The organism is Psychrobacter piscatorii (genome assembly GCF_904846415.1).
Taxonomy (GTDB): domain Bacteria; phylum Pseudomonadota; class Gammaproteobacteria; order Pseudomonadales; family Moraxellaceae; genus Psychrobacter; species Psychrobacter piscatorii.
In genome coordinates, this window is the sequence record NZ_CAJHAR010000046.1 from 1 (window position 1) to 14,314 (window position 14,314).

General features: G+C 42.9%; 12 protein-coding genes. 6 read left to right on the top strand and 6 right to left on the bottom strand.

What is annotated here, in order from left to right; translation table 11 throughout:
* Nucleotides 1-277: 277 nt before the first annotated feature.
* Entirely contained in the window at nucleotides 278-841 is a 564-nt protein-coding gene (locus tag JMX83_RS13855; protein WP_201602934.1) for an NUDIX hydrolase, read from the top strand.
* A gap of 82 nt (nucleotides 842-923) precedes the next feature.
* On the opposite strand, the gene JMX83_RS13860 is transcribed toward JMX83_RS13855, so the two are convergent.
* On the bottom strand, nucleotides 924-3,989 hold the full coding sequence (locus JMX83_RS13860) for an insulinase family protein (protein ID WP_201602936.1): 3,066 nt from the start codon (nucleotides 3,987-3,989) through the stop codon (nucleotides 924-926).
* A 422-nt stretch (nucleotides 3,990-4,411) separates the two neighbouring features.
* Between JMX83_RS13860 and JMX83_RS13865 the strand changes: the two genes are divergently transcribed.
* Together JMX83_RS13865 and JMX83_RS13870 are read left to right on the top strand one after the other, a co-directional pair.
* Nucleotides 4,412-4,873 (top strand): universal stress protein, encoded by a 462-nt coding sequence (locus JMX83_RS13865; RefSeq protein WP_201602938.1) that lies wholly within the window; start codon nucleotides 4,412-4,414, stop codon nucleotides 4,871-4,873.
* Between the two features lie 174 nt (nucleotides 4,874-5,047).
* Nucleotides 5,048-5,509, top strand: a complete 462-nt coding sequence (locus JMX83_RS13870; RefSeq protein ID WP_201602940.1) for a universal stress protein — start codon at nucleotides 5,048-5,050, stop codon at nucleotides 5,507-5,509.
* A gap of 92 nt (nucleotides 5,510-5,601) precedes the next feature.
* Here the strand turns inward: JMX83_RS13870 and JMX83_RS13875 are convergent, their stop codons facing one another.
* Nucleotides 5,602-6,531, bottom strand: coding sequence for a LysR substrate-binding domain-containing protein (locus JMX83_RS13875; protein ID WP_201602942.1), 930 nt, complete (start codon nucleotides 6,529-6,531; stop codon nucleotides 5,602-5,604).
* A 223-nt stretch (nucleotides 6,532-6,754) separates the two neighbouring features.
* Here JMX83_RS13875 and JMX83_RS13880 point away from each other — a divergent pair, with 223 nt between their 5' ends.
* Nucleotides 6,755-7,879, top strand: coding sequence for a YeiH family protein (locus tag JMX83_RS13880; RefSeq protein ID WP_201602945.1), 1,125 nt, complete (start codon nucleotides 6,755-6,757; stop codon nucleotides 7,877-7,879).
* 180 nt (nucleotides 7,880-8,059) lie between these two features.
* Here the strand turns inward: JMX83_RS13880 and JMX83_RS13885 are convergent, their stop codons facing one another.
* Both JMX83_RS13885 and JMX83_RS13890 read right to left on the bottom strand, forming a co-directional pair.
* A complete protein-coding gene (locus tag JMX83_RS13885) occupies nucleotides 8,060-8,269 on the bottom strand; it encodes a cold-shock protein (RefSeq protein ID WP_045453470.1) in 210 nt (69 codons plus the stop codon).
* A gap of 243 nt (nucleotides 8,270-8,512) precedes the next feature.
* Nucleotides 8,513-8,935 carry a YbaN family protein gene (locus tag JMX83_RS13890; protein ID WP_201602948.1) on the bottom strand — a complete coding sequence of 141 codons (423 nt, stop codon included), beginning with the start codon at nucleotides 8,933-8,935 and terminating at the stop codon, nucleotides 8,513-8,515.
* 441 nt (nucleotides 8,936-9,376) lie between these two features.
* On the opposite strand from JMX83_RS13890, the gene JMX83_RS13895 reads away from it, so the two are divergent.
* Complete coding sequence (locus tag JMX83_RS13895) at nucleotides 9,377-10,204, top strand: hypothetical protein (protein ID WP_201602951.1); 828 nt, start codon at nucleotides 9,377-9,379, stop codon at nucleotides 10,202-10,204.
* 135 nt (nucleotides 10,205-10,339) lie between these two features.
* Here JMX83_RS13895 and JMX83_RS13900 read toward each other — a convergent pair whose 3' ends face one another.
* Both JMX83_RS13900 and JMX83_RS13905 read right to left on the bottom strand, forming a co-directional pair.
* Complete coding sequence (locus JMX83_RS13900; RefSeq protein ID WP_201602953.1) at nucleotides 10,340-11,554, bottom strand: IS256 family transposase; 1,215 nt, start codon at nucleotides 11,552-11,554, stop codon at nucleotides 10,340-10,342.
* Between the two features lie 72 nt (nucleotides 11,555-11,626).
* Complete coding sequence (locus JMX83_RS13905) at nucleotides 11,627-12,574, bottom strand: DUF2971 domain-containing protein (RefSeq protein WP_201602955.1); 948 nt, start codon at nucleotides 12,572-12,574, stop codon at nucleotides 11,627-11,629.
* 543 nt (nucleotides 12,575-13,117) lie between these two features.
* Between JMX83_RS13905 and JMX83_RS13910 the strand changes: the two genes are divergently transcribed.
* On the top strand, nucleotides 13,118-14,014 hold the full coding sequence (locus JMX83_RS13910) for an ABC transporter substrate-binding protein (RefSeq protein WP_201602957.1): 897 nt from the start codon (nucleotides 13,118-13,120) through the stop codon (nucleotides 14,012-14,014).
* The last annotated feature ends 300 nt before the right edge of the window (nucleotides 14,015-14,314 follow it).

Sequence of the window (14,314 nt, forward strand, 5' to 3'; positions counted from 1 at the left end):
ATGATGAGATGCAGGACATTGAGAACAAACTAAATAACAGACCAAGAAAACGCTTAGGGTTTAAAACGCCTATGCAGGCGTTCTATAATATTAATTAGCGTTGCACTTGGTGTGTTAATCTAAGAATTAAATAAAATAGCTTTTCTCATTAAAAGTAAAAGGATACCCTCAAAAGTATTTGTCACTATCGCTGCTGTATACAAAAGCAAACATCAGAACGGCAAAAAAACTTTTAAGATAAGTGGACACACAATATTTACTAATAAAGGTAGTTGGTATGAGCTATTGTCTCCAATGCGGTCATAAAGCAGAACGAAAAATCCCACCTACAGATAATATGCCGCGCTTGGTGTGCCCCAATTGTCACTATATCCACTACGAAAACCCAAAGGTTATCTGTGGTTCGCTAGTCGTACACGAAGACAGAGTACTACTGTGCCGCCGAGCGATTGAGCCGCAATATGGACTATGGACGATACCTGCAGGTTTTATGGAAAACGGCGAAACCATGGCTGAAGGCGCCGCACGCGAGAGCTACGAAGAAGCTGATGCCATCGTACTGAATCCGCATCTATACTGCATTTATGACCTACCAGATATTGGGCAGATCTATTCTATCTATCTCGCCGATCTAAAAGATGGTGCGTACGGTATTGGCTCAGAAAGCCTTGACTGTGCGCTATTTAGTGAAGAAGATATTCCATGGGATACGCTCGCCTTTGAAGCCATTCACCTTACTTTAAAAAACTATTTTGCTGATCGTAAGCAGTATAACGAGTTGTCAGAATTTCCGATCCATCAAGACAAAATCGGCAAAGATTTGAGTATCAAACGGTACTAAGCAAATACTAAATACAAAAAAGCCAAGCATCATGCTTGGCTTTTTTGTGCTTAACTTTTAATCAAGAACAAACCTACTTGTCTTAGCTCTTAATTCTACAAACTTCAAAACCAAGACCTTTTACCGTCTTTTCTTTATCATAAGGTGCTAATACGGCACGTACATGGTTTTGACCTTGCAAATATTGCTTGGCAACACGCTGCAAGTCATCGATGGTCACGGCTAGGATAGCGGCGCGCATTTTACGTTGCCAATCAGCACCGCGATGATGCAAGTTGGCAAAGCACGCTTTGATTGCTTCTCCTGCAGGAGAGCCTGGTTTATCCATGCCTGAAATAATACCTAAAATGGCTTCTTCTAATTGCTCATCGGTTTGTGGCTCATTCAAGATCCACTCGATACTGGCCTCAAAATGCTCAAAGGTTTCAGCGCACTGTGGATCACGGTAACTAAAGAATTTAAACGCACATGCATTAGCGTCATAGCCAGCACCGCCGCCATAGGCACCGCCGCGCTCACGAATAGCACTGTGCAAATAGCCATTACGTAGGTAAGGCGCTAATACCATTAATGCGGCAGTATCAGGATGGTCAGCAGCGGGTACGGTGTACGCGCTGGCATTATGGTAAACGTTGGTTGGCACTAACCACGCTAAATCTGCAACATTGAGAGCAGTCCCACTTTCTAACGCTTTGACCGCGTCTTTTTCACCATTTAGAGCAGTGTCTAGATGCAGATTTGCAAACTCACTTGGAATGTTAGCTTCAGTGTTGATTACATTCTCAGTAGACGTTGCTGCTTGACTGTCTTTCCAACTATCGACGATCAGGCCACTCAAGCGTTCCGTTTGCTCGGCTTCACAAATGATGACGGCATGCTTAGGTAAGCTGATTAAACGTTGATGCAAGTCCATCAAACTGGTCGCTAAATGATCCCACTGTGCATCATCGGTACTGGCATGACCCAAGAACGCTTTGAGTGCATTGAGTGCTGGTAAACCACTACGTACATATTCTAGTTGCGCTTGACGACTCATGCCGCGGCTGGCCGTTTGCATTGCATATGAGTGACCAGAACCTGCTAGGTTTGACTGCCAGCTGGCTTGACGCTGCTGCAAGATTTCTTTGATACGGTCATGCTCAGTAAAGATACTGTGTTCCATCACTTCTTTGAGCAAATCAATCGCTTCAGGCTTGCGGTTGAGCGCACGCGTTGCCACGACAAAGTAGCTGCTAATCGCTTGACTGTCATCGACGTTGGTACGTTGGCTAATACGAGCGGTCACACCAGAAGAATGCGCGGCTTGCTTAGCTTGCATCTCATGAGCGCTAAGCGAGTCAGTACCTAGCTCAGACAATAGACTTAAATAAATAGGCAACAACGGATGATTAATCACATCATTGACCGGTAGCTCCTCTGCGTTCACATTACCGATTGCCTCAGTGAGTGGAACAATCACTTGATAATAGTAAATGCCATTAGTGCCAGCTTCATACTCAAATAGCGTACTATTTTGCCCGCTCAGACGCACCTGCTTTTGGGTGCCTTCTTTAAAGCTGATATCTGTTGGTACGTCTTCTAGACCTACCTTTGGCAATAAGCTCAAATCATCTGGCGCTGCTTGGCGTGCGGCCAAATCTAGTGCTTGCTTATGCAAGATGTCTTTGTCATCAGCGGTCAGATCCATCTCAATGGTATCTAAACGCACTTGCTCTGCTGCCGCTTGGCGCGCTGATTTTTCGCTGTCTGGCGTCATGGTCACGCGCACACGGTGCTGATTGTCCAGCAGATGCGTTTTGATTAAGTTCGGTAGCCACTGAGGATCGACGACTTGCTCGCGCAACCACTGTAGATGCTCATCTACTTCCCACACATCGATAGGATTACCATCATGAATAGCGGTACTAAAGCCCTCTAACATCAGGTTTAGACCATAAGGAATGCTATCACCGCCGATGTGACGCTGATCAATTTCAATCTGGTGCAAAATGGTTTCGATTGTCTCGTCGTCAACTGGCGAGTTTGCCACTTCGGTCAGCAAGTCAATAATGCCCTGCTCGACCGCTTCGGCATGCTCTGGGTTAGAGCCGCGCAGTCCCGTATAAAAGACCATTTCATAATGACTATCATCAAGACCCAATAGCGGACTTGGCGCTTTACCCAGTGGATGACTGTCAAGATAAGCACGTAGTGGCGAGCCTGAATGCTCAATCAATACGCCTTCTAATAGACGCAATGCTAAGCGCTGCTTTGGATCGGTAATCGATGGTAGCAACCAAGCGACCACATGATGGGTTTGATCTGGACCAGCTTCATCAGCAGTGTACGTGTCAACCGCACTGATTGGCGCAGACAAACGCTGCTCTGGACGCGATACGTGTTTTTTGCCTGCTTCGAATTGAATTAAGGCATCTTCGTGTATTTTCGCTTGCGTCTCAGCAACAGGAATATTACCAAAACTCATGATGACACTGTTCGACGGGTGATAGTGGCTCTCATGAAAAGCTGTCAGCTCAGTATGCGTCAAGTCAGGAATCTGAGCAGGATCGCCACCTGAATTATAGTGATAAGTCGTCGTTGGGAATAGATGATGCGCAACCGTATGATAGAGCTGATCAATCTCGCCACTCATGGCCCCTTTCATCTCGTTAAAGACGATACCTTTAAACTGCGGCTTATCGTTTTCGTCCAGCTCTACGCGGATGCCTTCTTGAGCAAAATCAAGCGGATGGATATTGGGAAAAAACGACGCATCAAGGTATACAGAAAGCAAATTAAAATAGTCGTTTTTATTTTGCGTGGCATACGGATAGGCCGTCCAATCAGCTGCGGTCATCGCATTCATAAACGTATTCAATGAACGTTTAATCATTGAGAAGAACGGGTCACGTACTGGGAATTTTTTGGAACCACACAATGCCACGTGCTCCAAAATATGCGCCTCGCCTTTTGAGTCCATCGGCTGAGTGCGAAAGCCCACCAAAAACGCATTTTCATCGCTTGGGTGCGCTAAATGATAGTGCATCGCGCCTGTCTTCACATGCTGACTGATCAGCACATCCATCGATAGCGCCTCAATATGGCGATGCTCAAGCAGCTCAAATGCTGGATGCAACGTTAAATCAGCAGTAAATGGGGTATCAGTCATAGTTATCCTTATCGCTTACAATGCGTATCGTGTGCCCTGACTATCAGGGTCAATAGAATGGTAAAAATTATTGAACTATCAGTCGTAAAAATGGCTATTAAAACACTTTGACTTACAATTTCTGAAAAAACTGAATGCTAAAACCCTATATTGGCTTTTGAACTCAATTATGCAGGTATTTATAGTGACTATATTGGCTAAAAAAGAATTGGCTTAGCGCTATTAGTGGGGTTTGGTCGTTGATAAGTCAAGTCAGCAATCAGGCAATACTCTATAGCGTAGTCAACATTAGCGTAGTCAACGTTGACATCTTGATGACCAAACATAATTCCAACAAAAGCCTTGTTCAAATGATGGTCATATCACTTAACAGAGACCCTTTGCACTGCTACCATGAAGTTCACTACCAATAGGAGCACCTCATGAGCTACCAACATATTTTACTGGTTACTGACTTATTATCCGATGCGGACAAGGTTGCTCTAAAAACCAAACGTATACTCGCAGGCTCTCCCGAGGCCAGACTGTCTGTCCTGCATATTGTGGAAGATGATATGGTGCGCTTTGGGTATGAATTAGTACCTTCCTCTAGCCTATCAGGCGATGTCCATAATGAAAAATGGCAAAAAGCGCGTGCTAAGCTGGCGCAGTTTCTGGAGCGCAACGAGCTAGAAGCAGTCAATTCTGAGGTGACAGCTGCTATTTCTAATAGTAAAGGCATTGTTGACTACTGTCATGAAAAAAAGGTCGACTTACTCATCATTGGACGCCATGAACGACATGGTATCGCTGCTTGGCTAGTCGGTGCAACTGCCGATAGTATCTTGCCTAACGTCCCTTGCGACAGCCTAGTCGTCAAGCTTGATGAGCCAGTATCAGAATAAGAAGTCTGGCTCAACATTCGAGTTAACCTGTATTCGAGTTAACCTGTTATTTATTAGCATTGCACTAGGATTTTGTTCTATATCAAAGTCTATGTCGCAAAGATAGACAAGCATTACTTAACAGCGCTCTATAGTAGTGCTATAGTAAATACTATCTGACATGAGGAAGACGTTATGAGTTACGAACATATTCTACTGGTCACCGACTTACTCTCTGATGCGGATATCGTCGCGCAAAAGGCCAAGCGCATCGTTGAAAACCGTCCCGGTTCTAAGTTGTCTGTGCTGCATATTGTCAAAGATACGATGGTTGGCTTCGGCTATGAGCTGGTGCCTGCGTCAAGTCTTTATGATGAAATTGATGACGAACGCTGTCAAGAAGCACGCGCAAAGCTGGCGCAATTTCTTGAACGCAACCAGCTGAACGCAGCAACGTCAGAAGTCACTACCGCTATCTCTAGCAGTGAAGGTATTGTCAGCTACTGCCATAAACACGATGTCGATCTATTGGTTATCGGTCGCCATAAACGTACGGGCATTGCCGCATGGATCAGTGGTGCGACAGCAGATAATATCTTACCTAATGTGCCTTGCGATAGCTTTGTGGTGAGACTGGATAAGCCTGTTACAAAATAAAATCACGCCTTAGTTTTGTAAAATAAGCGCAGTGTCATTATTGACACTGCGCTTATTTATTGCTTATAAGTTTTAATACCCATTTCTTAACCTTACTTAATGATATCAATAAACGTCTGCCAGATTGGGCTTTGATGACGGGCTTTGTGCCAGACCAGCCACCATGTCCGCGACAAATCAATCCCTGCAACGTGAACTTGTACCAGCTCCCCAGTAGCCAGTTCTGTCTCAATCACGTGCTGTGATAGGCAACCAAGACCGATATCTGCACTCACCATATGCTTGATGGCTTCTGACTGGTGTATGGCCTTTACCACTTCTGCATTGGGCAAATACTTTAGCAACTGCTCATCGATAATTTGCCGTGTGCCCGACCCTGCCTCACGTACGAGTAGCGGCAACTGTGCTAACTGATTAATAGTCAGCTGATAGCAGCCCTCATCTTCGCTATAGGTAGCGACGTTCTTTAGCCATTTGCTATCGCGTTTGGCAAATATCATGAGCGTATCTGTTCGCCATTCGCGCAGCTCAATGGCTTTCATATCTATCGGTCGCGGCATCCCTTCTACCAATGCGATATCAATATTTAACTGCTCAACCTCACTTACCACCTCCTGAGTATTGGCAATATACATATCGACATTGGCATCTGGTAGCGCTTCATATAGCTTGCCAAGTAAAGATGGCAGCACGTAATTACCAATCGTGGTGCTTGCACCGATATGAATTTGCCCTGCTTGATATTGGTGATAATGTTCAAGCGTGAGCGATTGCCCCAAGATCGCCTGTGCTTGTACATAGATAGGATGGGCATTGGGATGCTGATTAAGCCTGCGACCGACGCGCTCAAACAACGGCATCTGTAATCTAGACTCAAGCTCTGTCAGTGCGCTACTGACCGCTGATTGTGATAAATGTAGCTCCTCACTGGCACGGCTGGTACTGCCAGTCTGATAAATACTGACAAAAACAGCGAGCTGCTTAAGTGTAATCTTTGGCACTGTGTGCACTGATTTTTTCATTATATTGATGATGCCTTATATCAGTTTGTTAATCTATCCTATCGAATAGGCTTGTCTCTAATCGATATTCATACTTTGGGCATAGACTATCACATTGATCGCTAACCTAAAATATCGATAGTTTATATCTTATTAATCTGTTTTTATTATAAATATAGTCAGCTTATACTGTCTACTCATAAGCTTATGCTTATTTTAATATCAGTAACAGGATATGCCCCTTATGCATACACTCGCCCAGTCTGTCAGTAGCTCGATCCGCGACTATGTGCCAAGCCAACGCCACTTGGCTGGTCTGACTGTGGTACTGATCGGTGGTTTGTTTTGCTTATGGTTAAACACGAGTTTAGATGTGTGGTCAAACGGGCGTATCGTTGGCTTATCCTCTTTAACGCTCGCGATCTTGCTTGGTATGATATTAGGCAATACCATCTATCCTAAATTTGTTGAACGTTTAAACGGCGGCGTTTGCTTTGCCAAGGGTCAGATTTTACGTCTCGCGATTATGTTTTATGGGTTTAAGCTGACTATGACGCAAGTGGCGAGCGTCGGTATGCCAGCGATTATGACCGATGCGCTCGTATTGACGTCGACCTTTATGCTGACCTATTGGTTAGGTACTAGATGGTTAAAAGTCGATAAAGAAACGGTTATTTTGATTGGCTCGGGCGCAAGTATTTGCGGTGCTGCTGCCGTCATCGCCGCAGAGCCAGTGGTCAACGCGCAAGCCCACAAAGTCACCATCGCTGTGGCAACGGTCGTGGTATTTGGTACTATCGCGATGCTGCTCTACCCTTTTTTATATCAGCTTGGTTGGTTACAGCCTTGGCTCAGTGCCGAGCAGTACGGCATGTACACGGGCTCAACCGTCCATGAGGTGGCGCAAGTCGTGGTCGCAGGGAATGCCATCAATACTGAGATTGGCGATACTGCGGTCGTGACCAAGATGATACGCGTTATGATGCTCGCGCCTTTCTTGCTCGTATTATCGTTTGCGCTAACCAAAGATCGCACCGTAGATAATGCGGCTATAGAAAATGAGGGCAGTACAAACGAGACAGCGTCATTTATGACCCGCGTCAAACAAGTCAAAGTGCCATGGTTTGCGTTTATTTTTATCGGTATTGTGTTTCTGCATACTTGGATACCAATGTCTAAAAGTATCGAGCAAAGCATGATTATGCTTGATGACATATTGCTGACGATGGCGATGTTTGCGCTAGGCCTGACTACTCATCTAAGCGCGATTAAACAAGCTGGTGTCAAACCTTTGATTTTAGGAGCGGTGATGTTTGGCTGGTTAATACTGGGCGGTGGTCTGATTAATATCGGTATTAGCTTTATATGATAAGCCGATTGATTACGCTTATTTACTTACATCAGTACCCAATACAAAAATGCCTCTAACTATCCATATAGTCAGAGGCATTTTTATATCTGTCATTTAACATCAAATGACAGACGAAAAAAAACGAACCCAAAGGTTCGCTTTTTTACATCTTTTCATCTATCTGTCTATAAAGACAAATTAGATAGCAACGATGTTATGTGCTTGTGGGCCTTTTTGGCCTTGAGTTACAGTGAACTCAACTTCTTGGCCTTCAGCCAAAGTTTTGAAACCTGAACCAGTGATTTCGCTGTAATGAGCAAAAACGTCTGCGCCAGTTTCTGGAGCGATAAAACCAAAGCCTTTAGCTTCGTTGAACCACTTAACTGTACCTTTTTGAACGTCTGACATAGTATAATCCTACTTTTAAATTTATTAATGGTCTAGTGACCGGTAACGCTTGCAAATAGCTACTGAACGATAAATATTAAAACGAAGGATTATAACTAATACTACGAGGTAATGATTTGGTGCAGAACTGCTCTTAAGCTTGGGCGTATTATAAGGGGTACATCCTAGTATCGCAAGCCTTATCTCATGTTTCGTGTAACCAGTGCGGTTTATTGAATGGATTTGGCTCAAATTGCAACCATTTTAGGCATTTGGCAAGCGGAACAAATATATCGCTACCCCACTACAAACAATGGCTACCAGCCATGCCACCCACATCATATCGGCAGACAAACGATAAAACAACATAATAGTTGACGCGGCCATCATGACCGTTGCCAAAACCTTGGCATACAGCGGCACAGCATGATTGTTTTCCCAATCACGGACGAACTTGCCGAAATACTTGTGATTGATAAGCCAAAAATGAAAGCGCTTAGAGCTACGCGCCCAGCAGCCTGCCGCTAGTAGTATAAAGGGCGCTGTCGGCATGACAGGCAGCAATATACCAATAATACCTAAAATAAAAAATACCCAGCCAAGCGTCACAAAGGTCCAGCGTATCATCGGACTTCTGGATTGATTGGTCTTGGGCCTATGATAAAACGTTTTTTTATTATGGGTCATGAAGGTCGTATCGTATTTTTAGCAAGTGAATTACAAGGAGCAATATCGATAAATACCGTTAATATCAGTCCAAATGAAGCATTCATCATGCACCACACACTATATGCAAACAAGATTACTTTTGCGTCTTTGGTTTATCTTTTGTTTCTTGTAGCACACCATACCTGCCAATCCAAATTCTTTATTAAAAAACACTAGTGTTTTATTTATTTAGTAGATATTTGTTTGATTTACATGCATAATCTGTCAAGTTTCTTAACCGTGTTTTTATGTAACATAATGTGATTATATGTTATTTATAAGTATTGTCTCTATGTCTCACCACTGAGATTTTTTGATTGCTTGGCAATGCATATCCTTTAATAGTTACTGTTTATTTCGCTATGTTTTGTGTCGGCTTTTCTTTTTATTCCTTTCTATCTACTTGTTATTGGGATTGTCATGATTCAATTTTCTACAAAAACAGCTACCCTATCTCTTGCTTTAGCAGTCACGACGCTATTCAGTGGTTGTGCGACCACCACCAGCCCAGAGGCGCGCTCAGCTTACGATCAGACGCAACAATCTTTAAAATCAAAGCCTGTCAGCATCGTCAGTGATGGATGCCTTATTAGAGTAGAGATGGGAAAAAATGATATTTTGTATGAACAATCCAATCTTAGCTCGCTTGCTATGATGGCAACCGTAGAAGAAGCGCTGAGCGAAAAGTCACTAAAAGTATCTCGTACTACAGCCCCATTTGTATGTGGTGTGCTTTCTAAAGAAGCATTGACCAACATGGATATATTAGTTACGGCTAATGCAAAAGATGAGCTTAATGTGGCTTATCCCGTACTGAGCTCTACGAATAATCTCAGTCAGGCAACCAATCAAAACTACCTAACACTATTAGAAGCGTTTTCTCAAGATAAAAGAAAAGAAATTAACAAAGCAAACGGCAAAAGTGTTGACTTGGGTTTGGATAACATTACGCTAGAGACGCTTAGGAAAATTGAAGGCACTGATAAAGTATTTGTTTCAATGGTGACGGGTAGTAAACCATCATTTGGATACTCTATGGCAATAGGTGTCACCACTGCAGTCGCGACGGGCGGTACTGGCTTTGCAACACCGCAACAAGGTCAGTTTCATCACCTTTACTTGGTCGACCTGACGACCAATACTGTTGATTGGGCTAAATCAACTGCTTTTACTGGTCAAGTGTTTAAGATGCCTGTAAACGAGCGATTGGCTTATAAAGGTATGCTTGCCCCTTTATACGCTGAGTAATTATTTTTAATGAGCTAATATTTAAAAAACCGCTCGCAGTCGTTGCTGGAGCGGTTTTTATTTAGTAGTAATTTAATTTTTTAACTGATTTCATTGCGTTTATGGAGACCATCCCAGATTCTGTGTAACTGCCATTTAGATTAAATGCCTGCTTATACGGTCATCAAACATAATCATAAAACGATTCAGAGCAGACGTCCAGTTACGAATGGGCATCGACCACTTTTTAGACGCCTGCTGGGTGGCTAAGTACACCACTTTGAATGCTGCCTGATCAGATGGGAACACCTTACGCTTATTCACTGCCGTCCGAATCACACTGTTTAGCGACTCTATCGCATTGGTGGTATAAATCACTTTTCTGATGTCTTTCGGATACTCAAAGAACACCGTTAAGCCCTCCCAGTTATTGCGCCAAGACTTGACCACGTGCGGGTAATCTTTGCCCCAAGTCTCATCAAAGTGCTCAAGATTGGCCTCTGCCATCTCAAGGGTATCAGCGCCGTAAATGGCCTTTAAATCAGCCGCTACGGCCTTTTTATCTGTCCACGGCACAAACTTCATTGAATAGCGCACCATGTGTACGATACACAGCTGAACCTGTGCCTTTGGATAGACGGTGTTAATGGCATCAGGGAAGCCCTTTAGACCGTCAACACAAGCGATTAAGATGTCTTGTACGCCACGGTTTTGAAGCTCGGTAAGAACACCTAGCCAGAACTTAGCGCCTTCATTCTCTGAGAGCCACATACCAAGCAGCTCTTTTTTACCGTTAAGGTTAACGCCTAGGGCTAAGTAAATGGCTTTGTTGATGATCTGCTTGTCTTGACGTATCTTCACGACGATGCAGTCTAGATAGACGATAGGATAAACACTGCTCAGCGGCCGGTTCTGCCAAGCAGTGATGTCCTCTAATATGTTATCGGTGACTCTTGAGACAAGAGAGCTTGAGATGTCGACATCGTAGAGCTCTTTAATGCTCTCTACGATCTCAGTGGTGGTTTGACCCTTGGCGTAAAGGAATATGATTTTATCATCGAGACCTGAGATACGGGTTTGATGCTTACTAACGAGTACAGGCTCAAAGCTGCTATCACGGTCTCTTGGGGTAGAGATTTCAAGATCGCCTGTATCACTGCGGACGGTCTTTTTAGTGTGTCCGTTGCGCTTGTTTGGTTTATCTGCTTTCTCATGCTTGGGGTAACCGAGGTGGTCTTCCATCTCGGCTTCAAGTGCGGTGTCGATAAAAGATTGCATGAGCTGCCTCTGAAAGTCTTTGATGTCATCGAAGCTGTTCATGCTACCAGCCATTTGCTCGGCCAGTTTTTTAATGTCAGATTGAGTCGTCATTGCTTATTCTCCTGTTAGTGGATTATAAGCAGTTACACAAAGTTTGGGAAAGGCTCCGTTTATGCTCACCCCTCATATCTTTCTAATTTGGCAGTCCGATTCACATATTTCAAAATCCAGTTTATAGCGCCCCCTCAATATCTCTATTCCCTTTCTTCTGAGCATGGCATCATCTGTCGGCGAGATAATGACTTTAGTAATGCTTTTTAAATCTATATGAACGGGTATATACGGAATAATCACACCTGATTTCGACCGAAATTCAATCGACTTATCATGCTTATTGATGACCGTCAGTATCAGTCTTTTTTCTTTTTCATCAGAAAATTCTGGATTCTTTATCAGTGCAAACTCAGTCAACGCTTCGAGTATCGATGAAAATAATAAATCAGCCGTCGCACTATATCTATATTCTGCACTGGTTTTTCTGACAGCGCTATGCTCTCTGATACTTCTTACATTATTGACCAATGCCTGTTTCCTACTTAAAAAAACCTCTCTTAGTTTATGCTTATCAAAATACTTTTTTATGCTATTGGAGTAACTATAAATGATACTGTCAAATCGATGATGCGCTTGTGAGTGCCTATTAAATTTATTGAATTTAAAGCTATCTGACAGTAGGTGCTCATCAAACTCTATGCAGATACCGTCATTGTGCTCGCAATAAGAGGTCCATTGCCTCAGATAGTCTTTGTTATGAGTGAAAGATGCGACATAAAACTGCTGGCTGAGTACCACCAGCATCTCTAAGAGATAGTTAGTGAGCGATATTTCACTATCAGGACTTCGCTCATAGTGATCGTCAAATATATCCTGTAGTTTTTCGATGATTTTTTGATAGTCTTGTGACATAGAGGGAAATAACTTTTCGTCTTTTAGATTGTTTCTGACGTAATCGATGCCTTTTTTCATTTCTTGATAATCATTCAAAAAGAAAATATTGGTCGCCCATATGCTTGAGTCATTGACTATACCCAAAAATCCAGCAGTACTCGTATAGTGGTAGACTTTGCTCATAACTTAACTCATTAGGTGGCACGTAAAAATAAGAAAGCACTTCCATTTATAACATTAGGAACAAACAACTCTTACTGTTATATTCGACTTTTGTTTATTTATAATATCTTTTCTTATTTAAATTTTTAATCATTTATTAAATGCATAGAATATATCAGATGCATAAAACGTACCAACTTGTGATCCAATCCAACACCTTGCATTACCGCTCATAGGTCGTCTATGATGACACAGTAGCTATCGATAATAGCCGTTAGCAGTACCGATCAAAAATAGTAGTACTGCTTAAAAATAATGTAATACCAATACATCTTGTCGGGGTGCTTTGATTTAACGCTGTAGACACAGCCCACATCATCGCTGAGACACACCCGTGAACCTGAAGCAGTTAGCACTGACGTAGGAAACAAGCATGACACGTTTTAATGCATCTCTTAGTGATGTGTGCTCGTAATAGCATATCTAATTTTGAGACTTTGCCTTCCTTGTTTTACCTTAACAGCATCAGTCTGATTGTTTTCTATCATTAACAAGGAAACAACCATGCAGTCGACCACCAAACTTACCCTTACTCTCGAATGGTTCTTGAACCCTGATCATCTGCCTTTTATCGCAGGTGTGACCACGGGCGCATATGTGCAAGCAGGGCTAGATATCACTATCATCGAGCCAGATGACCACTATGATGGCTTTGCTGAATTGCAGAATCAAAGCATCGATCTACATGTGAATGAGCCGATTCATCTGTTTGAGCATTACGCGCCTAATCTACGCGCATTAGGCTGCTTTTTTGAGACCGATGGTGGCATATTGATGCAGCAGTCGAGCATGGATAAGCTAAAAAACAATCAACCGATTCGCATCTGTACCCCGGCCGCTGAGGAAAAAACCAATCGCATCGGCTTTGAGATATTGGCGCGTTATGCCAAGAAAAATGGCTTTACTATCAGCCGTGATAATGTGACTTTTGTGCAAAAAGACTTTTATCATATAAAAAACCTGCAAGAAGACCCAAGCCTCGATGGCGCATGGCTATGCTTTTATAATTTTGAGGGCGTTGAAGCGACTCATGAAGGATTGGACTTTACATTTATCGATCAGCATCTGTCACCTTATCCTAACTTCTCGGCGTTAGAAATTCTCACGACGGATGAGATCTATAGCGCAAAAAAGGACGCGATAGATACCTTTATCCAAGTGACCAACCAGATGACGGAGCTGTGTAAAAATGATCCAGAGACTGCCCACCATATGTATTACAACTATAGTAAGACCGAAGCGGATACGCTGATGGATGCGATCATTGATAATACGCTGGGTAGGTTGATCACGCCGATCACGCCTGATGCAAATAAGTGGCAAGAGCTGCGCGAGATGCTAGCAGAGATCGATATCGTGACGTTGACTGATGAGCAATATCAATCGCTATGGGCGCTGTAGGTATTCTAGAAGTTAAGATATTTTGAATAACAAAAGACCGCTACAGTCATGGCTGAAGCGGTTTTTTGGTTTTTAGTCAATAGGTTGATACTATTTTATGAACAATAAGCAATCGGAATACTTTCTAACTGAATTACGGTAAATATTCTATAGAAGATACTCATTACGTTCTTCAACCCCACTCTCAACTTCGAAAGTGATTGAAAAAAGAAGAGCACCTCACTAATCTATTGTTTTCGACCAAGAATACAATGGAGTTGTGAGATGCCCATAGACGAATTTATCATCAATATCTATTTA